Source organism: Curtobacterium sp. VKM Ac-1395 (assembly GCF_015350975.1).
In the GTDB taxonomy this organism is placed as follows: domain Bacteria; phylum Actinomycetota; class Actinomycetes; order Actinomycetales; family Microbacteriaceae; genus Curtobacterium.
The window spans coordinates 24,694-45,201 of sequence record NZ_JADKRX010000007.1 but is presented as its reverse complement, the minus strand read 5'-3'; the positions used below and the strand labels follow the sequence as shown (position 1 = coordinate 45,201).

Sequence of the window (20,508 nt, the reverse complement as noted above, 5' to 3'; positions counted from 1 at the left end):
GGTATACCTCACCGCTACATAGCAGCGCACGTCGAGCGAGACAAAGATTCGAGAGGTTCGACGACTGATCGCAGGGCGAAACTTGCCGCAAACCGACACCGCCTTGGCAACCGTAGGAATTACCGCGGACGCTCCTCGGCATCCCGAGTTCACCCGTCCCCTGGGACCAATCAGCGACCTATGAGCTTGGTGACCGCAGCGAGGATCTGCGAGAACGTCGATACCGGGATGGCTTCGTCGTGGCGGTCATCGACAGCACGTGGTCCGAAGGCACGGTCCACGAATTCCAACCGAGCGGTGTCGGACTCGGACTTGTCGACGTTCGCCAGGAACGGTCCGAACGCCCGAAGCTCCAACTCCGTGCGCTTGCTATCTTGCCCAGACGACACGAACCGTGATCCGAGCCGGATCGCTACGGTGGCGGCGGATGCAGCCAATGCCCCGATGGCGGCGCGGACAGCGAACGTTGCCCACAGCGCCTCCCCGGCGCCCTCTTCCACAGGCCGGGTTAGCAGCAGGATCAGTGGTACCGCCGCTGTGCACAGCAGCACGAACCCCAGACCGTAGAGGCATAGTCCGACAACACGAGTGGTGAGCGCCTCCCGTGAGAAACTCTGTGCGAGGGTGTTCGCTGCCGCCGCTGCAGTAAGAGTCTCGTACTCCTTGTTTGTCTCCCGCAGTCGTTGGAGCGTGCCGTCGGCTTCTTGGAGTTTTTGCTCGATCGCCGCCTTGAATGGGGCGAAGTCCTCATCGAACCGCTCCCCTTGCGCTTGCTGCCACGCCGTATAGTTCTTCGTGTTTGTCGACTCAAGTTCGTTGATCCGTTTGGTGCCGTTGTCGACGACTGTGTCAACGCGCGTCTCGTACCCGTCAACGGTTTCGCCGACACTGCTCGCCGTGTTTTGCAACGATTCCAACGCCGTAGAGGCCACCGTGAACCGCTGCTCCGCCTCCTCGCCGAGCTCCTCCAGCCGTTCGCCGAGCGCAGTTCGTTTCTCGTGTAGGCGGGCGATGTCCACGTCCTGCTGTTCAACGAGGTCGTCGTAGAAGCTACGGAGCTGCGCCTGTTGCGCCGGAGGCAACGGAGGCGTCCACATCGCGTACAGCGGTTGCAGGGTGCCCTCGGCATAGATGACGGCTTGATCGGTGTAAGACGGACTGGCGGCGGTGGACCGGTTCTGCAAGTAGGACAGCGCGGAGGTCCACGGACTGTGCAAGTCGTCTAGAAGTGCCTGGTTGAACCGGCGGGCGTTGTGTGCGCCGAGCGGTTTCACCGCCTGCGAGAAAGCCAGCAACTCTCGAACCCGGCTTAGCTCGCTTCGTTCCGCATCGCTCACCGCGTCATGAAGAGAGCCGATCAGCGTTGATGCCGTCTGCAACGTGTCCCACAGCGGATGCGCCTGGAATTCCGATTTCAACACTGGGTCCTCCGATCAGCGAGCTTCTCTTCAATCTACGGGTCGGCACGCACATACTTGGCACCGCCGCCGGCTCCCTCGTGGCGATTCCGCTGCCCGCTGCTCGCCGCCAGCAGGATCTGTGACGTCAGTTGTAGTCATCGACGACAACGAGCTTCGCGCCGTCGCTGTCCTCCGGAAACTCGTTTGCATCACAAGCGAAATCCCAGGAGTCCGTAGTGTCCACGAGCGACGGAACCCTACGTGGGTCGTCGGCTTCACACGTCAGCTCTGTACCGTCGCTAAACGTGATCGTTGACACCGGACTGAACTTGATCCCGTTACTTTTGAGGATCGTGGACCCGAGGGTCAGTTCCGTGTCAACGGATGTCGTGTTCAACACGGCCGAGTCGACTGTGTAGAAGCCCGTGTCCGTGTTGTCCGTGATGTCGTTGATCGTTGCAGTGTTTGTGACCTCGAGCGGGTCAGCTTGTTCCTGGGCGCACCCGGCGAGAGTGACAGTGATGCCTGTCGCGACAGCCAGCGCAGCAGCACCTCGGCGTACCGGTATCCGAGAAATCATCATGGAATAAGACTGGCAGATGGCAGACCGACATGCTTTGTTAGAGCAGGTCGAGTTGCCGATAGAACTACCAACTGGTGTGGAACGCGACCGCTGGTTGTGATGTCAGATTATGCGTGGCCCATCAACGGACGGCCGAGAGTTGACATAGGAGACCGCTATCGGCGCGGACAGTGACGGCCGGTCACCCCGTGGGATGACCGGCCGTTGTTGCGCGTGGGGGAGTGGTGTCAGTGTGCGGCGTCGTACGCATCGCGGACTGCCTGGCTGATGCGGCCGCGCGAGGAGACGTCATGTCCGTTTGCGTTTGCCCACTCGCGGATCTTCCCGAGTTCTTCCGAGTTACCACGCCGTGGCGCACTCCCGATGCTGGCACGGCCGGAGCGGCTGCTGACCTTCCGGGCGGCGGCGATGTAGTCGGAGAACGCGTCGCGGAGCGCGTCGGCGTTGTTGTCTGTGAGGTCGATTTCGTAGTTGGTGCCGTCGAAGCCGAAGGTGACGGTGCGGCCGGCGCCGTCTTCGATGGTGTCGCCGGTGAGGTCATCGACGATGTGCGTGGTGACTTTCTGCGCCATGTTTGTGCTCCAATCGGGGACGGGCTCCTAGCCTGACAGAGATGGTCGGCCTTTCTTGCATCGAGACGGGAGAGTGCTACATCTCGGTGTCGCGAACGAACGCTGCGAAGCCGGGGATGGTGAACTCGAGCATTCCGCGGTCGGCGGGTTGGATGAGGCCCTTGTCGATCAGGCGCGCGCGCGGTGTCGAGAGCTGGTTGCTGCCGGTGTTGAGTGCCCCTGCGATCGATGAACGGGACGCGGGACCGTCGCCGAGATTCGCGATAGCGGCAAGCATGCGTCGTTCGGCTGGTGAGCAGGCAGACCACCGCGCGCGGAAGAGGGCTTCGAGGTCCGCTTGCATTGCGACGTGGCCGTGCTCGACGGCGTCGATGTCGATGATGCCGCCCGGGTCCGGCCGGCCGGCGGCCGTCCATGCGGCATCCGCGATGAGTTGCACGGAGTACGGGTACCCCTGTGCGATTTCCAGAGCTCGGTCGACGGCGGGCGGTGACCAGTGCACGCCGAGTGCTCGTGCGGGGCCGATGAGCGCGATCTCCTCTGCTTCCCGATGCAGTGGCCCGAGGGGCCGGTACGCGAGACGTTCGCTGAAGGTGACGATCCCCGCGATCGTCTCGGGCGCGTTTGGGAGCCCGGCGGCGAATACTGCTGCACGAACGTCGGAGCCTTCGCCTTGCAGGTGTTGCCAGGCGTAGACCAGCGTGCGAAGCCCTGCTGGGTCGGCGGATTGGATCTCGTCGATGAGGATGACCAGGGGGGATTCGTTGGCGGCTGCCGCGATTACGGCCTCAAGCGCGCGCGCCCCCGACAGCTCGAGTTCTTGGCGGTTGTTCGCTGGGTGGAAGGTACCGGTCGCGGTCGCGACACCTGGCACCCCAACAGAGAGCTGCAACGTCTCGATCCTGCTCCGAAGCGCCGCTCGTGCTTTGCCGCTGAACCCGTCGGTCGCGCGCCGGAGCTCGGCGGCGATCTGCGCCACCAGTCCCTGTTCTTCGCCTGCGGTCACCCACACCGTCACTGCGCCACGTGCTGCAGCATGACGCTGGTATTCCCGGAGGAGGGAGGTCTTCCCAAAGCCGCGGGCCGCGTGGTCGACCCGGATGCGGCCCACCAGGCGGCCGAGGTCAATCAGTGTGGACAGACGTTCGTCGACCTCAGCGATCTGCTGAGCACGCCCAGGCACAGTTCGGGCAATCTCCCCTGGGGTGTAGGGGCTTGGCTGCATCAGACCACCGATCGTTTGTTATGAAGCTGGGATTTCATAACAGAGTATCAACTGCCGTCGTGCTCACCTTGCGCACTGTCCCACAGCGTGTACTGCCCCCCGCGACGTCGCGGTTTACACGTGCTGCTCATGCGGCTCGCGCCGGTAGGAGTGTCTGCAGCGCGAGTATCCCATCGCGCGCTCGAGTTTTCGCGGAGCCGACGGTCACGCCGAGCCGTTCGGCAAGTTCGGGTCCAGTTAGTTCGTGGAGGTACCGCAGCACGACAGCGTCGCGTTGCTTCGTGCTGAGCCCGGCGAGGGCAGTCACGAGCAGTGGGCGCATGAGCATCGTGTCCACGGCATCCATGCCGGCATCGCCGTACTCCTGATCGCGGCTTCCGATGCGGAGGTCTCGGGCTCGTGAGGACTCACTCGATCGGATGCGGTCGATCGCTCGCCGGTGCGCGATGGTCCGCAACCAGGACTGCAGCGAGGCCTTGGCGGGGTCGAATCGTTCGGGGCGCTCCCAGAGCTCGATGAAAGCGTCATGTGTGACGTCTTCGGCAAGGTCGGCGTCGCGGATGATGCTCCGCGTGAAGCGCCGAAGTCCGGGTGCAAGCGCACGGTAGAGGCCGTCGAACGCTGTTGCGTCTCGTGCGACCAGCGCGGCCGCGATGCCAGTATCAGTGAACGCGGCCGTGGTCCGTGCAGTCACGCGGCTCACCTACCCTTCCGATCGATCGGTCGGTCGGTCGGTCGATCACGGTAGTTGTATCCGCAGTGCGGCGGAGACCCCCAAAACGGGAACAGCACCTCGCTGCTGCGAGATGCTGTTTCCGTTCCCCGGCTCAGAAGGCACCCAAGGGGCCTGCGATCAAGTGCTTACTTGATCTGCGCGGTGATGGTGGCGGTACCGACGAGGAGGCCGGCCTTGACGGCGTCGGTCTTGAAGGTGCTGTTGAGCAGCTTCGCGGCGTCGGCGGAGACGTGGACGGTGGTGCCGGTCAGGATCGCGTTGTCACCCTCGAGCTGGAGGGCCTTCAGCGAACCGCCGTGGAGGGAGAACAGGTACGCGTTCGGGGCAGCGACCTCACCGTTGACGAGGACGTCACCGTAGAGCTTGGACGAGCCGGGGTTCACGACGAAGTTCTCCAGCGTCACCGTGGTGTCGCCGGCCTTCAGGGTGAGGCCGGAGTCGTCGTGGTTGAGCAGGCCCTGCACGTAGGGACGGTAGTTGCCGTCCGGGCTCCAGTAGGTGACCGAGCCGGCGGTGATCGGGAACGACACGGCGCCGTCGGCGAGCTTCGCGGAACCCGAGACGCCGGGGGTGAGCTTGAGGGAGGTGAGGGCGTCGGTGAAGCCCTTGTCGAGGGCGACGGAGGTGTCGCCGCCGAGGACCTCGGGGACCGACGCGACGGGGGCGGGGATCTTGGAGGAGGACGAGGCGACCGTGTGGATCGTGGGGGTGGCCTGCGCGGCGGAGACGCCGAACCCGGCACCGGTGAGGATGATCGCGCCAGCGGCGGCGAGGGAGACCGTGGTCTTGGTGATCTTGCGCATGGTGTTCGTGTCCTTTGCTGTGTCGCGCTCGGCGCGGCTGCTGTGTGCGCGCCGAACACACCCTCGTTGAGGGTGGAGAACCAGCGATATCCGGCTGGTGAGCGCCCGGGTGTTTCCCGGCCTGTGCAACGTATTCGGCGGCCTCCGACGAATGGTTTGGAATCCCGTACTCCGTTGCACGATCGTGACATCTTACGTAGGAAATGTGCCCTGTTAGGGGGCCAGAGAGCGGTCGTTGCCTCGTAGATCGCTCGCGGGAGTTCGAGTCGGCTACAGGAGGGGCTGGTGCGTTGTCGTCACAGATCGCCTCAGATTGGGGTTCTAGTGACCCGCCAGACGCGCTTCCCGTCTCGGAGAAGAGCGAGGGTCAGCACGTGAGATGTGGTCGTCGGTGGTATCGCCGCGCGAGCTGAATGTGCCGTCCGCGTAACAGGGCCACCGTGACCGATGTGTCCGTCTGCCTTGGTACACCGGCATAGGAGAGGCGCCCCTCCGACCAAGGGTCGGAGGGGCGCCTCGTGGTGCGGTGCGACTCAGGCGATGCGTGAGCGGCGACGCGCCATGACGACGGTCAGGGCCGTGCCGGCCAGCATGAGCAGACCGGCGATGACCGCCGCGGGAGTGATGTCGGCGCCGGTGAAGGCGAGCTCCCCGGTCGGCGTGACGGTGCCCGTCCCCGTGGCGACCGGCGTGGTGCCGGAGCCGGTGCCGGTGCCGACCGGCGTGGTGCCGGCGGCGGGGGTCGCGGTGACGGTGAACTCCACCGGCTCGGACGGCGCGGAGACGACCGGGTCGCCGTTCGTGTCGAGGACCGGCTGACCGTCGGCTCCGAGCAGGAAGCTCGTCGCGACTGCGGTGTAGTCACCGGGAGCGGCGGCCAGCGTGACGGACCAGGTGCCGTCCGTCCCGACGACGATCGGGTCGGTCGGGTCGGCGGGCTGGGCGGCTGCGCGTGCGGTCGGGGTGACCTGGTCGGTGGGCACAGCGACGAGCAGAATGTTGCTGCCCGGAGTACCGGTCCCCTCGAAAGTGACCTGCGAGCCGACGACCTCGGCACCGTTCTCCGGCGAGGTGATGACCGGGGTGTCGAGCGCGATCGGCGTCGTCGGCGGGGTGGTCGCTGCGGGGAGCGAGAAGCGGACGGTGACGTCACCGGTGCCGACGCCGCCCGTGACCTGGGTCAGGCGGACGGATTGGGCCGTGGCGGCGTCCTCAGCGAAGGTGACGTCGACGCTCCAGGCGCCGTCGTCGCCGACGGTCGCCTGCACGAGCGGGAAGTCTCCGTCGAGCGACACCCGCGAGCCGGCGGTGCCGGTGCCCGAGAACGTCACGGTGCGGGTGGCGGCGGTGTCGCCGTCCTTCGGGGTGGTCACGACGAGCGTCTGCGTCGCGGGGAGGTTGACGTTCACCGTCTGGCTCCCGCGGCCGGCTCCGCCCTGGATCTGGTTGACCGTGATCGACTGCGCGCGGTCGACGTCAGCGGGGAACGTGACCTGACCGGTCCACGAGCCGTCGGCGCCGACGAGGATCCCGGTGGTCGGGGTGCCGGCGGAGGGCGCCAGGGCGATGTTCGCCGTGGGGATGCCGGTACCGGTCACGGTGACGGTGCGCGAGGTGACGTACTGGCCCGCGGTGGGGCTCGTCACGGTGAGCTGCGCCGCCGCGGCGGGCAGGGCGAAGGAGACCGACTTCGCGTCGCTGAACCCGCTGCCGCCGACGACCCCGTCGACGAACGCGGTCTGCGCCACGGCGGCGTCCGCCGCGTACACGTGGTCGACCGACCATGCGCCGCTGGCCGGGACGCTCGCGACGGTCTCCAGGACGGCGCCAGCCTGGTTGTCCTGGTGGATCACGATCTTCGAGCCGGCGACAGCCGTCCCGGAGAACTCCACGTCGCGGGTGGCGGTGGTCTGGCCGGACGTCGGCGACGTCACCACGAGGTTGCCGGGTGCGGCGCTGGCGGATGTTGCAGTGAGGAGCGCTCCTCCGAGCGCGAGCGAGAGCACAGCTGGCGCGACCAGCAGCTTCCGCCATGACGACTTCGTCACGGGTATCCGTTCGTCCTGGCGACGATGACGAGTTGGGTCAGCGCCGCAGATGAGATGCCGTCAGGGAAACGACGACACCTCGATCCTAAGCATCTCCTCAGAGTTGCGTAAAGACCAACCGCGACGCCGACCCCCTCGACGCGCCGATCGATGATCTGCCGTATTTGGCAGCACGAACCCACAGGACCGCTGGCAAAAGTGACGCCGGTTCTACGCGGAAGAACCACTGCCGTCGCAACGTCAACGTCAACGTCAACGTCAGAGACTGCAGCAAGTACCTCCCGGACGACGCGATTCGCCGGCTAGTGGAGAGCGCCGACGGTGAAGATCGTCTCGTCGCCGGCCGTACAGCCTCGCACGCCCTCCGCGGGGATGAACAGGCTCGTCTTCGATCCCGGTGGGTACACGCGGAACCCGTCGCCAGTGACGGGCCGACACGTGCCTGGGTCGAACGCGTCGGCTTGCACGTAGTGGAGCCGGGCGACTGCGGTGGTCCCCGGCTTGAGTGCGACGGTCGCGTGGGCGGTGCTGCGGTCGAACTCGGCCGGCTGCCCGATCTGGGTCCCGTTGTCCTCACCGACGAGGGACACTCCGGGCCAACCCTGGAGCGTGCAATCGGTGGTGCCGGTGTTGGTCAGGTGGAGCTCTTCCTCGACGTTCGACGCGCCAGCGGTCCGACCGGCGAAATTACCCTTGAGATGCTCGGTCGTGCAGCGGAGCGCGTCCTCATCGGGTGCGCGGCCGGCCGTGCCAGTACCCGTGTCAGCGCCGGCGGTATCTATCGGCGAGACGGTCGGCGGAACAGCAGGAGCCGTCGCTGAGCTTGTCGCGGTCACGGTGACGGTTCGTGCGGTGGTCGGAGTCGGCGTATTGGTGAAGCTACAGCCGGCAAGCACCACACCGAGCAGGACAACAGCAGAGGCCGTCGTCCAACGTGACTGTGTGTTCATCCGACCACTCAAGCGCAACGCCACCGATCCACGTCCAGATTCCTACCGCTTTGGAACTGGTACCGCAGCAACCCGTGTCATCGACTCGGCAACCGTCGACACGTGGGCGACCACAGACGCCGACCGTCTTCAGGGACGCGAGGATGAACTTCGGGTCCTGGGGTGCGATGATCACCGCGTGCTCGTGTGGTTGACGGACTGGCAGGTCGTGGAACCACACCTGCTTGTGGCGCCGGGGGATGCCGTCGCCTGGGAGCTGTGTCCGGCTGACATGGAGTGGACAACGCGTCTGTTCGGGGATCGTCCCCGTCGCCGGTGCCGCTCGCCTTTAACCCGTGCACGACACTTCGAGCTCATGGGCTCGGCCCAGTAGGACACCGACCGATCCAGCCGAAGGCGTCGGCCTCCAGCACTCCGGATGGCGCTCGTACTCGAGCATCTTCGCCGAAGGTCAAGCCGAGTACCTCTACGGCTACGTCGTCACGATCTCCACCGAGTTAGATGACAGTGCCACGTGACAGTTCCCAGCCGTCGCTCGTCATGTCTGGCGGTGTCGGCCGCGCACGATAGAACTGTCGTAGCGAGGGCACCCGTTCTCAGTTCGGGTCTGGAACGGGTGTCCCCGTGCTACGACGTCGTCGGGTCGACGTTGATTCTGACGAGCCCCGTCCACTGCGTGGACGGACGCGGCTAGGGTCCGCGCTGTAGCACTGCGCACGATACCTCTCGGTAGCAAAGGAGCACCTCGAGCTGGTCATTTGGCGCTCAGCCTGGACCTGGTGCTCCAGGCGGTGCATGTCCTACCCTCGCGGTGAGGCCGGTTCGAGCAAGCTCCTGACCTCGTCAGGGCGGTCCGATGCGGGCGTGCCCGGAGCGGACGGGGTCAACGATCAGACCCCGTCCGCTTCCCCGCACGTCGCCGAGTGGCGAATCCTCGGTTGGGCCTCAGGGGGCGGAGCAGAGCGATGTTGGGATGGGAACACGTTGGCTTCGGAAATCATCTCGAACAGGTCGGGCATGTGCCCTTCCGCGGATGCGGGGGACGCCTCCCCTCGGCGGAATCGACGTCGGAGCCCTGCCATCGTCTCGATCCGTGCTGGCGGAACCGATGGCTCGCGCTCGTACTGCGATGCGTTCATGCCGACCTCCTACCGCCAGCTTTGATTGTGGACGCCCTCGGTCAACTCGTCCGCTGAATAGCGCACAACGGCGGTCAGAGCGAACGTCGCTGCGTAGCGTTCTGGCACCCTGTCGACGACGGCATGGTCGGCGCGGAACGACAGGCGCGACAATTTTCCGCGCACCGTCGCGCCCCTCCGAGCGGTGCCTCTCCCACCGATCAGGACGGGGCGCGCTCCGCCCGGAGACCAACTGGCATTTTCGGGTCGCGTTCCGTTGTCCAGTACGTGCAACAGGTGTCGCCTTCCAGTGCGGGATCCCTACCGTGGTGTGGACCCGCAACCTTGAGAGGTCGAAGGCCATGAAGAACCTGATGTACGGCGGTACGCCCATTCTCGTCACGGACGACGTCGCCGACGCCGTTCTCCACTACGCCGCGATCCTCGCCCAGATCAAAGCGAGCGACGTCATCGCCGTTCCGACCGTCGACAGGACTGGATACGCCTCGGAGACGTCAGTGCTGCTAGGGGCAGGCATCCCACTCGCAGCCGAAGCGGCTCCCGACGACGAACTCGAGGACAACAACCCATCCTTTGTGGAGGAACTGACTGTGCGTATCCGCGAGGTTCAGGCGAACGTCGCCCTCTCCTGACCGGCTAGCGTGCCCCCGCGAGGTCGAACCACGCGAATCTCGCCGGGTCTGCCCCTACGATTTCACCGTGAGATGCGACAGCCGGTTCGATTGTTGGACCTGCATGCTCTCCGCCGATCATGAAGGGCCGCATCGGTGGTTTGGCGATGGCGCAGAAGCTCCGTGGAACGCGCGCTGCGCGGGCAAGACCCTCCGCGCGTTCACGCGGCGCTCGACTTAAATACTCGTGTCGGTGCTCTGCAACTGAGCAACGAGCAGGTCTACGTGGTAGGGGATCACAGCTCGCGCCTGGCGCGGACTCGATCGGTAGGGGTTGCGGAACCGAAGAGATTGATGTTGCGGTAGCAGGAGGACCTGGGTGGTGCTGCATCGATGTGACAGTCTGTGTCGCGTTCCAACCGATGGATGGTGGCTGACCCGAGGTCACCGTAGAAGGGTGGTGCGTGGTGCCGGAGGCTGCTGCGCGTTCTGCGCTCGAGGATGCAGAGGATGCGCTGTTGGCGTCGCGTGCTGCAGAGGGAGATGTGCGGGCATTTGCGGTGTTGATGCGTCGGTACAGCCGCGTGGTACGTGCATACGTCCGCCGTGTCCTGAGCTCTTCTGCCGATGTTGACGACGTCACCCAAGACGTGTTCGTCACCGCATGGCAGCAGTTGCCGCGGTTGTCTGATCCGGCTGTGGTGCGCGGCTGGTTGCTGCGAATCACAACTCGGAAGGCAATCGACCGGGTGCGGGCGCTCCGAAGCCATGTCGACATCGATGACCACGACCAGGAAGCACCCGAATGGGAGCGGCCTGACCGGCTCCATGAGGCAGCGAGTCGGGAGCAGGCGATGTCGGTAGCGTTGCAGGCGCTTCCCAAGGACCAGCGGCGGTGCTGGATTCTGAAAGAGTTCGCGGATTACAGTTACCAGGACATCGCCGCTGAACTGGATGTACCGGTGTCGACGGTCCGGGGTTTGCTGTCTCGGGCCCGGAAGAACATGATTCGAGCGATGGAGGGCTGGCGATGACAACCCCCAACAACCCGACTACCCCCGAGCGGCCGGTTTTTGTATCGGGTGCTCCGTTGGTTCCTGCTGGGGCGGACGCGCCGGTGCTGGACGTAGCGACTGCGGTCGAGGTATTGGCGTTGGAGCCGGACGACCTCGACGGCTATAGCATCGACGACCTCTCGGACTACCTCGAGGCGGGGCAACGTCCGCGGAACCCGAAGATCGACGAATCGGCAGCCTGCCAGATGGCGATGTCCGCGTTGGTCCGGCTCCGCATAACCGCGGCGGGTTTGCTCGAAGCGGACGCTGCGGAAGAGCCGGAACCCGATGACACGTGGATGCGGTCGGTGCTGGACAACATCAGTTTGGAGTCTCACGCTGGCCGGTTGATCCCGTTCGACCACGACGATGGCGCCGCTCATCTGCAAATCACTGAGGGAGTGGTCCGCGCACTGGTCCGTGATGCGGGTGACCGTGTTCCCGGGGTGCTCGTCGGACGCGTACGACTTGACGGCGACGTGGAGATCCTCGAGACGGCGGTCACGGTGCAGATGGACGTGACCGTGTTCTGGGGGACCCACATCCCGGACCGGGTGAGCGCCCTGCGCGTCGCTGTCGCTTCCGCCCTCGCAACAAACACTGACCTGCTCATTGCCGCGATCGACGTCACCGTCAGCGACGTGCTCCCGCCTCGACCGGGGGAGCGATCGACGTGAGCGTGAGCGACTCGACGAACACGGATGACGTGATGAACCCGAATGCGCGAACCCACGCCGTGGACATGGGGGAGGATGCGTTCTCCATGTCGATCGTGACCATGATCCGTGCCACGCCAGGCGTTGTGCAGCTGTATCCGCCAGCCGGACACATTCCGCTGCTCTCCGGTGCCGTCGCGGCGCTTCGGGACGCCGCTGGCGGAACTCCGGACCTTGTAGCCGTTGATGCCACCGACGGTCGTATCACCGCCGTACGCGCGTCGATCGGGATCGACACGACTGTGACCCCCACCCTGGTGCTGCAGCAACTCTGCACCTCGATCCGTCACCTCCTCGCCGACCACCTCAGCGGCACCACTGACCCACTGGATGGCACAGCCGACCAGCCGCTGATCACGCTCACGATCGCCCGGGTCAGCGGCTGAGAAAGCTTCGGAGGGAAGTTTTTCGTGCCGGTGTGACGAACAGGTCTCCTCGTCCGTCTCTTGAGTGAACGGCTCTCAACAGAGAGCCGACTACGACCCCAGGAGACACCATGTCGAACCTCACCCCCACGCCGGCAACCGCTGCCCCGAAGACCGCCAGCCCGGCGCAGTCGGTGGAGACCGGGAAGACCGAGATCAACGACGCCGTCGTGTCCAAGGTCGCCGGCATCGCCGCCCGCGAGGTCCGCGGCGTGCACGCCCTCGGCGGCAGCGCCGGCCGTGCCATCGGGGCGCTCCGCGACCGAGTCGGCCAGACGAACCACGCCCAGGGCATCTCCGTCGAGGTCGGCGAAACCCAGGTCGCCGTCGACGTGACCCTCACCGCCGAGTACCCGGTGTCGCTGCAGGACGTCGCGGACGACGTCCGTTCCGCCGTGTCGAAGGCCATCGAGGACATCGTGGGCATGGAGGTCGCCGAGATCAACGTGACCATCGCCGACGTCTACATCCCGTCCGACGACGACGACGACTCCGACGACAGCCGCGTCAAGTGACCCCGACCACCATCGGCATGGCCGTCGCCGCGACGCTCGTGCTGACCTGGATCGCATTCGGGTTTGGCGCGTTCCTCCTGGTGCTGGTCGTCATGGTCATCGGTGCCCTCATCGGCCGGATCATCGAGGGCAAGCTCGACGCCAAGGGACTGCTCGACATGGTCCGCGGCAAGGGCTCATCCTCGTGACCCTCACCGCACCGGCGCAACCGGCTAGTTCCAGCACCGGGGCGGCTTCGGCCGCCCCGGGCCGGACCCGCATCGCCCCTCGCGCCCTCAACCGGGTCGTCACCGCCGTCACCGCGGACGCCCTGCACGTACCCGCGGGGAAGATCAGCACCGATCTCACGGACGATGCTGGTCATCTGTCGCTGCTGGTCAGTACTCCAATCGGGGTTCCATCGCTGATCCGGATCATGGATGAGCCGACGGCGCTCACCCAGTCGGGCGGATCTGTCCTTGACCGGGCTCGCTTGGCGCAGGAACAGATCCGCACCCGAGTGCAGCAGCTCACCGGATCCACGGTGACCAGGGTAATCGTGAAGATCACCGGTGTGCACATCAGAGAGAACAGGCGCGTTCGATGAGCACCACCAGCATCTACCGACGCATCGCCCGCCGTGAGACGCACTCGCCCCGCTCGGCCCTCGCGATCACCCTCGCGGTGATCCTGATCCTCGTGTCAGTGTGGCTCGGAACGGAGATCGTGCTGTCGATGATCGGACAGCCCGCGCTGCTCGTTGCACCGACCGACGCGGAACAGTCCATCGTGTCTGCGGCGACATTGCCGTACGGGATTCTCCTCGCCGCTGGGATCGTCCTGGCGATCGTGGGATTGGTCTTGGTCATCGCGTCCTTGACCGCTGGCCGCCGCGCACGCCACGTCATCGAAACCGATCGCGCGGTGACGGTCGTGGACAACAACGTCATCGCAGCAGCGCTCGCCCGGCATGCCGCGTACGCCGGCGGCACCGACCCCGACAACACGCACGTCTCGGTGTTCCACAACCGAGCGGTCGTGGACGTCACGCCGTCTTCGGGAACGACATCGGACACCGCTCCCATCAAGGACGCTGTCGATCAGCAACTCGACGCTTACGGGATGCGGCCCAAGCTCCGATCGAAGATCACTGTCAAGAAGACCGGGAAGGTCGGCGCATGAACACCACCAACCGTGGGCTGAACCGCGCCATCATCTTCATCATCGGGCTGTTGCTGCTCATCATCGGCGCAGCGACGATCGTCCTCGCCGTCGTCCCATCGGTGACATCGGCGTGGAAGAGCAACGCGCCGACCGTGTCAAAGAACGTCGACGGGGCCTTCGCTGCGGCACCGCTGTTGACGACCGGCGCCAGTTGGCTGGCCGTCGCAGCGCTCGCCCTGCTGCTGCTCCTGGTCATCCTGCTCCTGGTGTTCATCATCCGTCAGGGCAACGGCCACACCAGTGAGCTGTTCTCCGACCAGACAACCGAACATGGTTCCACGATCGTGAAGTCCACGGTCGCGAAGGACGCCCTCGAGCAGGCCCTCGCGGACCGGGACGACATCGTCGCAGCGAACGTCAGTACGTACGACGTCAACGGTACGAACGTGCTGAAAGTGTCTGCGACGGCCCGCCGCGGCGTGTCCCCGAAGGACGTCGCAAACACCATCGAAAGCGCATTGACGGCACTGGATCTGCTGCTGGGATTCCAAGTTCCCGCCCTCGTGCAGGTCTCCGGCGGCCTCCGCGCGCGCGCCGCGAAGACCACCCGCCTGCAGTAGCAGGGCAATCACACTCCCGGCGGAGTAGCTTCCGCCGTGACACACGGTGACCACGCAGCTACCGATGGACACTGGAAATACGGCCTGTTATCACCGGGCCGCTCGCACCATGTCAGCACGCCATAGATCTTCCGTGATCGACCGGATCCGGCCCGCCTAGTCCCCGCGGCCGGTCCTTCTCCTTCGCAGCCCGACGCTTCGGCTGTGTTGCGCAGCACCCACGCGTTCGACGTACGCCGCTACGTGCATCTCGCTTCCCGACGACCAACGCTGGCCGTCCCTTACCCGACAGGACATCCACATGATCACCACGAACGACCTCGACACGCTGCTTTCCCACGGCGGCAACGTCATCGGCCAGGACGGCACCAAGATCGGCAAGATCGGCCAGATCTACCTCAACGACGCCACCGGCGATCCCGAGTGGGTCACCGCTCGCACCGGCCTGTTCGGCGGCGGCGAGTCCTTCGTCCCCCTCGAGCACGCCACAGCCAACGGCGACGACGTCACGGTTCCGTACACCAAGGACCAGGTCAAGAACGCTCCGCACAGCAACGACACCGACGGGTCGCTCGAGATCGACCAGGAAGCCGACCTGTACCGCCACTACGGCATGACCGACCCGTACGCGGACCAGGACACTAGGCAGCAGAACCAGTCACAGCAGGTCTACGACCAGGACACTGACCGCGCTCAGGAACTTCCCGGTTCCGTCGAAGGCGCAGATGTTGAGACCACCGGTTACGACGCTGAGACGTCGCGCTCCAACCTCGACAGCACCGATCGGGACGAGTCCGGTGACGTCGGCCACGACACCTCCGGCGCCAACACCGACGACGCGATGACCCGCTCCGAAGAGCGACTGCACGTCGGGACACGGCAGCAGGAATCTGGCCGGGCCCGCCTCCGGAAGTACATCGTCACCGAGCAGCAGACGCAGAACGTCGCCGTCAGCCACGACGAGGTCCACGTCACCCGTGAGCCCATCACCGAGGCGAACGTCGGCGACGCAATGTCCGGCGGTGAGCTCACCGAGGAAGAGCACGAGGTCACGCTGATGGCGGATCAAGTGGTCACCGACAAGGAGACCGTCCCGGTTGAGCGGATCCGACTCGACACCGAGACCGTCACCGAGCAGCAGGAGGTCACCGAAGAGGTCCGCAAGGAGCAGATCGAGTTCGACGGCGTCGACGGCTCCGCCGGTACCACGGCCGGTCGGCGTAGCGACATCGACGCGGAGGGCACCCGATGAGCGCCGATCTCGGACCCGACGCCGGGTCCCGCCCGGCGCCGCGACCTGGTGACACCGGCGCGAGCGTCGCACGCTCGAGCCGTGAGCAGCAAAAGGACGAGTTCGGCGGCATGCACTTCGGCGTCGCGTTCTTCGGCTGGCTCACCGCAACCGGCTTGACCGTGCTCCTCCTCGCGATCTTGTCCGGCATCGGAGCCGCCATCCTCAGCAGCAACGGGGATGCACAGAACGCCGCCAACGACGCCGCGAACAACCCGGCGACGTCTGGCATCGTCGGAACGATCATCCTGCTCGTGATCCTGCTGATCAGCTACTACGCCGGCGGCTACGTCGCCGGTCGGATGGCACGATTCTCCGGCATCAAGCAGGGCGTCGCCGTTTGGCTGTGGGCGATCATCGTCACCGTGATCCTCGCGATCATCGGCGCGATCGCCGGCGCGAAGTTCGACGCGCTCTCCAAGCTCGGAACACTCCCAACGGACGCAGTCGACGGCAGCAACATCGCCGCGAGCATCGTCGGGATCCTCGCGGTCGCGGTCGTGACCCTCGTCGGCGCCATCCTCGGCGGTCTCGCCGGAATGCGGTACCACCGCAAGGTCGACCGGTTCCACGACGCCGCGAACCTCGCCCGCAACTGAACCAACCCGAACCCGTGTCGGTGCCACCCCGGACGAACAGTCCTTCGTGGCACCGACACGATCGGCCCCAGTGAAAGGCGCCACCCGCCGATGAACACCCCCGACACCCCATTCGAGACTGCGCCACCCAAGCTCCGAACTAGGTGAAGTGCAACCCGTCGTCATGGGCCGCACCTTGAAGCTACATCAGCTCGTGATCCTCATCGCCCTCACTATCGGTACCGTCACCGCCGGGATCATCGGTGCGATCCTCACCGTGCCGCCGACCGCTGTCGCGTGGAGCATCGTCACAGTCTGGCGCGGCCCGGATCGGACCGCCGAGTTCGCACGACAGAAACGCCCCGAGCGGATGGCCGACTGAAGACCCTCAGACAAGCTGCCTGGTAGCCAGTCAGCTATCGAGACGGGGGCTGTCCGGGACCAGCTCGACGCCCGGACGCTCGTCCCAGGGAGGCGTCGCGGTGGCCGTCGGCAGGGGTTCGGTGTTTGCTTCTCTGGCGGGCGTCCTTGCGGGGCAAATGAGTTCTGGTTCGCGGCGGGTGCGAAACACCCATGCTTTGAAGAGCAGGAATCGGACGAGTGTTGCCACCAGGTTGGCGCCGGTGAGGACGGCGATTTCCGCTTCGTGCGGCGATCCGGGGGCTGTCGCGTGGAGCATGACCAGGGAACCGGAAGTGATGGCCCAAGCGATACCGAAGACGACCAGGCCTTGTATCTGGTGTTGTCCGGCGCCCGTTCGGCCGCGAACGCCGAATGTGAATCGGCGGTTCAGTGCGGTGTTGCCGACCGCGGTCAGCAGGAGTGCGAGGAAGTCGGCGGTCTGTGCGCCGAGTGCGGGGCGGAGGACGGCGTAGAGCAACGCGAACGCGATCGTGGAGAGGATACCAATCACTCCGAACCGGAGCATCTGCCCGAGGATCCCGACGGGTGGAGTGGTGAACGGTTGCCGGCCGATCGCTGCGTAGATGGGCGTGATCGGGATGCGCCCGGTCGCGAGGCCGCGGGAGACCCGCCACATGCCCTTGAGGTCCTCGGTTGCGGTGGAGGTGATGTCGACGGAGGAGTTGACGTCGTCGACCCAGTCGACGGGAACCTCGTGCACGCGCAGGCCGGCGTGTTCGGCGAGGACGAGCATCTCGGTGTCAAAGAACCAGGCGTTGTCCTCGCAGAGCGGCAGGATGTGCTCTGCGGCCTCTTGGGTGATGGCTTTGAAGCCGCACTGCGCGTCTGAGAACGACACTCCCATCGTGGTGCGGAGGAGCAGGTTGTAGGAGCGGGAGATGAACTCACGCTTCCCGCCTCGGACAACGCGGGAGGAACCAGCGAGGCGGGTGCCGATCGCGACGTCAGAGTGGCCTGAAAGCAGCGGCGCGACGAGGGGCTCGAGGGCGGCGAGGTCCGTTGACAGGTCCTCATCGACGTAGACGAGGACCCGCGCCGGCGACGTACCCCATACCGCTTTGAGTGCACGCCCACGGCCCTTCTCCGGGAGGTGCACGGCGTGGACTTCGGGGAGCATCGCGGCGAGGTCATCAGCGATGCGGGCGGAGTCATCCGTCGAGGCGTTGTCCGCGATCGTGATCCGCCAGCTGTGCGAGAACGTCGCATGGCAGAACGCATGGAGTCGTCGGACGTGTGCCGCGAGGGTATTCTGCTCGTTGTAGCAGGGGACCACGATGTCGATGTCGAGTGCGGGGTTCGTCTCCGTCATGCTGCTCATGCTCGGCAGCGGGGTTACGGGGATTGCAGCAGCCGGCTGTGCTCGATCTAAGAACGCATCGGGCTGTCACCGACCTGCGGGGAGGGTGACGGTGAACGCGGTGCGGGCGGGGTCCGAAACGACGCGGATAGTGCCGCCGTGCGCCTCAATGACGGCTCGCACAATCGCAAGACCAAGCCCACTGGTGCCGTACTCGCGGGACCGGGAAGCTTCGCCGCGGGTGAACCGGTCGAACAGTGTCGGCAGTGTCTCGGCGGGGATCGCCGGGCCGTCGTTCGTGACGACGAACCGCACGTCGTCGCGCACGCGTTGTAGTGAGACGACTATCGCGGTGTCGGCCGGGGTGTGGATGCGGGCGTTGGTGAGGAGGTTCGTCACGACCCGCCGGAGCTCCGCGTCATCCCCGGTGACGGTGATGGGTTCCGGATCCACCTGAAGCGTCCACCGATGATCCCGCGCGGTCGCCCGGGCGTCCATCGTCACCTCGACAACGATCGCGGTGAGGTCGACGGGACCGTGCACAGCAGGTGCAGTGTCAGCGATCGCCGCGGCGTCGAGACGCGCGAGCAGAAGGAGCTCCTCGACGAGGTTCCCCATCCGAATCGCTTCGGTGCCGATGCGTGTGACGTTGCGCTGCACGTCGTCCGGGTTCTGGGTTCGAGTGGTGAGCTCCGCATAGGCGCGGACTGTGGCGATCGGCGTACGGAGCTCGTGCGAGGCGTCCGCAACGAAGGTCCGCATCCCGGCTTCGGCGTCACGGCGCACGGTGAGCGCACGGGCGACGTGTCCGAGGAGCTGGTTCAGTGCGGTACCGACTTGACCGACCTCACGGTTCGCACGGAGATCTGCCGCGGCGACGCGGGCCTGGATGTCGGGGTCACCTCGTTCGAGGTCGAGGGTGGTCACTCCGGAGGCGACCGCTGCGACGTGTTCCAGAGGGCGCAGGGAGCGGCGCACCAGCATCGCTCCTGCCCACACCGCAATCAGCAGACCAGCGAGCGTGACGCTGCCGATGACCACCAGGAGCCGGATGATCGAGGCGTGGAGGTCTCCGAGTGGGAGTGCGGTGATGATGACGTCGTCGTCAGCAGTGGCGGCTTGAGCACGATAGGAGCCGAGAGACCCCAGCGACACCGTGACCGGTGCCGTAGTGGCTTGCACGTGGCGGAGCGTGCGCTCCTGCGCCGTCGTGAGGCTGTGCTGCTCGCCCTGGGCGTCGGTGTAGCCGGCGAGGACCGTCGTGCCGTCGTTGAAGATCGCGATGACGGTGTTCGCGGCCTGTCCCGGCGCGCCGATGAAGGCGTTGTTCGGGTCGGGCTGCGAGGCGGGCCCCTCCGCTGGTGAGCCGGGCGTCGGTGCTGCCGTCGGTGTTCCGCTGGGTGGGCTGCCCGGTGTTTCGCCTTGCGGGCGGCCGTTGCTGCGTTGGGTTGCGGTTGCGAGCTCGGAGTCGAGTCGACCCACGAGGTAACTGTTGTACGCGACCACGGTGACCGCACCGACGGCAATGTTCGTCGCGACAAGCAGCAGTGCTACGGCCGCGACGATTCGCCACCGCAACGATGGAACCCTCCGATTCTCACCACGCGGCCTCGACGCCTTCACCTGTCGACTCACACTGCTGGCCGAAGGGCGTAGCCGGCGCCGCGAACAGTCTGCAGCATCGGTTCGCGGCCAACGTCGATCTTCTTCCGCAGGTACGACACGTACATGTCCACCAGGTTCGATGATGAGCCGAAGTCCATGCCCCACACATGAGTGAGCAGGTGTTCGCGTGAGAGGACACGGTTGGCGTTGCGGACGAAGTACCGCAGCAGCTCGTACTCCGTCGGCGTCAGGTCGATCACGTCACCGCCGCGGCTGACCGCACGAGTGTCCTCGTCGAGGCGAAGGTCCCCGACGACCGTCGCGGTGCGGGCCGTGGACACCACCCTGGATGTGCGTGCAAGGATCCGGGCGCGCGCAAGGAGCTCGGACACGCCGAACGGTTTCGTGAGGTAGTCGTCGCCGCCGCGGGTGAGGCCAGCGAGTCGGTCTTCCGAGGAGTCTCGGGCGGTGAGGAACAGCACGCGGACGTCCTCGCGGGACGTCCGGAGCCGCTCGAGGACTTCGAATCCGTCGATGTCGGGCAGCATCACGTCGAGTACGACGACGTCGGGTTGGAACTTTCGTGCTGCGAACAGGACGTCGCGGCCGCGGTGCACGGCCTCGACGGCCCACCCGTCCGTCTCGAACGCGAGACGGACGGCGTCGGCGAGAGCGTGTTCGTCATCGACGACGAGAGCACGGACGGGCGAGCCGTCGGTACGCTGCAGCGGTTGGTCAGCCATCGTTCAGACCCTACCGACCGTGCCCTCGTC

23 protein-coding genes are annotated in these 20,508 nt (G+C 65.8%); 12 read left to right on the top strand and 11 right to left on the bottom strand.

The window, feature by feature from the left end:
* Window positions 1-170 precede the first annotated feature (170 nt).
* The 8 genes from ITJ68_RS16510 to ITJ68_RS16475 form a co-directional block, all read right to left on the bottom strand.
* Entirely contained in the window at window positions 171-1,418 is a 1,248-nt protein-coding gene (locus ITJ68_RS16510; RefSeq protein ID WP_194662875.1) for a hypothetical protein, read from the bottom strand.
* Between the two features lie 127 nt (window positions 1,419-1,545).
* Complete coding sequence (locus ITJ68_RS16505) at window positions 1,546-1,983, bottom strand: hypothetical protein (protein ID WP_194662873.1); 438 nt, start codon at window positions 1,981-1,983, stop codon at window positions 1,546-1,548.
* 227 nt (window positions 1,984-2,210) lie between these two features.
* Window positions 2,211-2,555 (bottom strand): histone-like nucleoid-structuring protein Lsr2, encoded by a 345-nt coding sequence (locus ITJ68_RS16500; RefSeq protein ID WP_194662871.1) that lies wholly within the window; start codon window positions 2,553-2,555, stop codon window positions 2,211-2,213.
* Window positions 2,556-2,631: 76 nt separating this feature from the next.
* Window positions 2,632-3,780 carry an ATP-binding protein gene (locus tag ITJ68_RS16495; protein WP_194662869.1) on the bottom strand — a complete coding sequence of 383 codons (1,149 nt, stop codon included), beginning with the start codon at window positions 3,778-3,780 and terminating at the stop codon, window positions 2,632-2,634.
* A gap of 127 nt (window positions 3,781-3,907) precedes the next feature.
* Window positions 3,908-4,474 carry an RNA polymerase sigma factor gene (locus tag ITJ68_RS16490; protein ID WP_194662867.1) on the bottom strand — a complete coding sequence of 189 codons (567 nt, stop codon included), beginning with the start codon at window positions 4,472-4,474 and terminating at the stop codon, window positions 3,908-3,910.
* Between the two features lie 167 nt (window positions 4,475-4,641).
* A complete protein-coding gene (locus ITJ68_RS16485; RefSeq protein WP_194662865.1) occupies window positions 4,642-5,319 on the bottom strand; it encodes a hypothetical protein in 678 nt (225 codons plus the stop codon).
* A 533-nt stretch (window positions 5,320-5,852) separates the two neighbouring features.
* Entirely contained in the window at window positions 5,853-7,367 is a 1,515-nt protein-coding gene (locus tag ITJ68_RS16480) for a hypothetical protein (protein ID WP_194662863.1), read from the bottom strand.
* Between the two features lie 302 nt (window positions 7,368-7,669).
* Window positions 7,670-8,317, bottom strand: a complete 648-nt coding sequence (locus tag ITJ68_RS16475) for a DUF4232 domain-containing protein (protein WP_194662861.1) — start codon at window positions 8,315-8,317, stop codon at window positions 7,670-7,672.
* Between the two features lie 1,480 nt (window positions 8,318-9,797).
* Between ITJ68_RS16475 and ITJ68_RS16470 the strand changes: the two genes are divergently transcribed.
* From ITJ68_RS16470 to ITJ68_RS16415, 12 genes are all read left to right on the top strand, one after another.
* Window positions 9,798-10,088: a hypothetical protein gene (locus ITJ68_RS16470; RefSeq protein WP_194662859.1), complete on the top strand. Its 291-nt coding sequence runs from the start codon at window positions 9,798-9,800 to the stop codon at window positions 10,086-10,088.
* A gap of 443 nt (window positions 10,089-10,531) precedes the next feature.
* Window positions 10,532-11,101 carry an RNA polymerase sigma factor gene (locus ITJ68_RS16465; RefSeq protein ID WP_323743357.1) on the top strand — a complete coding sequence of 190 codons (570 nt, stop codon included), beginning with the start codon at window positions 10,532-10,534 and terminating at the stop codon, window positions 11,099-11,101.
* Window positions 11,098-11,799 (top strand): Asp23/Gls24 family envelope stress response protein, encoded by a 702-nt coding sequence (locus ITJ68_RS16460; protein ID WP_194662858.1) that lies wholly within the window; start codon window positions 11,098-11,100, stop codon window positions 11,797-11,799. The genes ITJ68_RS16465 and ITJ68_RS16460 overlap by 4 nt, the downstream gene beginning before the upstream one ends.
* A gap of 2 nt (window positions 11,800-11,801) precedes the next feature.
* Window positions 11,802-12,224 carry a hypothetical protein gene (locus ITJ68_RS16455; protein WP_194662856.1) on the top strand — a complete coding sequence of 141 codons (423 nt, stop codon included), beginning with the start codon at window positions 11,802-11,804 and terminating at the stop codon, window positions 12,222-12,224.
* 110 nt (window positions 12,225-12,334) lie between these two features.
* The gene (locus tag ITJ68_RS16450) at window positions 12,335-12,778 is read left to right on the top strand and encodes an Asp23/Gls24 family envelope stress response protein (protein ID WP_194662854.1); all 444 of its coding nucleotides are present in this window, start codon (window positions 12,335-12,337) and stop codon (window positions 12,776-12,778) included.
* Window positions 12,775-12,966 (top strand): hypothetical protein, encoded by a 192-nt coding sequence (locus ITJ68_RS16445; protein ID WP_194662852.1) that lies wholly within the window; start codon window positions 12,775-12,777, stop codon window positions 12,964-12,966. The genes ITJ68_RS16450 and ITJ68_RS16445 overlap by 4 nt, the downstream gene beginning before the upstream one ends.
* Window positions 12,963-13,364 (top strand): hypothetical protein, encoded by a 402-nt coding sequence (locus ITJ68_RS16440; RefSeq protein WP_194662851.1) that lies wholly within the window; start codon window positions 12,963-12,965, stop codon window positions 13,362-13,364. Before ITJ68_RS16445 ends, ITJ68_RS16440 begins: the two co-directional genes overlap by 4 nt.
* Entirely contained in the window at window positions 13,361-13,939 is a 579-nt protein-coding gene (locus ITJ68_RS16435) for a DUF6286 domain-containing protein (RefSeq protein ID WP_194662850.1), read from the top strand. Before ITJ68_RS16440 ends, ITJ68_RS16435 begins: the two co-directional genes overlap by 4 nt.
* Complete coding sequence (locus tag ITJ68_RS16430) at window positions 13,936-14,541, top strand: hypothetical protein (RefSeq protein WP_194662848.1); 606 nt, start codon at window positions 13,936-13,938, stop codon at window positions 14,539-14,541. Before ITJ68_RS16435 ends, ITJ68_RS16430 begins: the two co-directional genes overlap by 4 nt.
* Window positions 14,542-14,842: 301 nt before the next feature.
* On the top strand, window positions 14,843-15,793 hold the full coding sequence (locus ITJ68_RS16425; RefSeq protein ID WP_194662846.1) for a PRC and DUF2382 domain-containing protein: 951 nt from the start codon (window positions 14,843-14,845) through the stop codon (window positions 15,791-15,793).
* On the top strand, window positions 15,790-16,431 hold the full coding sequence (locus ITJ68_RS16420; RefSeq protein ID WP_194662844.1) for a hypothetical protein: 642 nt from the start codon (window positions 15,790-15,792) through the stop codon (window positions 16,429-16,431). Before ITJ68_RS16425 ends, ITJ68_RS16420 begins: the two co-directional genes overlap by 4 nt.
* Before the next feature lie 148 nt (window positions 16,432-16,579).
* Window positions 16,580-16,792 (top strand): AI-2E family transporter, encoded by a 213-nt coding sequence (locus ITJ68_RS16415; protein ID WP_323743356.1) that lies wholly within the window; start codon window positions 16,580-16,582, stop codon window positions 16,790-16,792.
* Between the two features lie 30 nt (window positions 16,793-16,822).
* Here ITJ68_RS16415 and ITJ68_RS16410 read toward each other — a convergent pair whose 3' ends face one another.
* The 3 genes from ITJ68_RS16410 to ITJ68_RS16400 all read right to left on the bottom strand — a co-directional run bounded on the left by ITJ68_RS16410 (window position 16,823) and on the right by ITJ68_RS16400 (window position 20,478).
* Window positions 16,823-18,151 (bottom strand): bifunctional glycosyltransferase family 2/GtrA family protein, encoded by a 1,329-nt coding sequence (locus tag ITJ68_RS16410; RefSeq protein ID WP_194662841.1) that lies wholly within the window; start codon window positions 18,149-18,151, stop codon window positions 16,823-16,825.
* Window positions 18,152-18,217: 66 nt separating this feature from the next.
* Complete coding sequence (locus ITJ68_RS19665) at window positions 18,218-19,753, bottom strand: sensor histidine kinase (protein ID WP_194662839.1); 1,536 nt, start codon at window positions 19,751-19,753, stop codon at window positions 18,218-18,220.
* Window positions 19,754-19,761: 8 nt separating this feature from the next.
* Window positions 19,762-20,478 carry a response regulator transcription factor gene (locus ITJ68_RS16400; protein WP_323743354.1) on the bottom strand — a complete coding sequence of 239 codons (717 nt, stop codon included), beginning with the start codon at window positions 20,476-20,478 and terminating at the stop codon, window positions 19,762-19,764.
* Window positions 20,479-20,508: the final 30 nt, after the last annotated feature.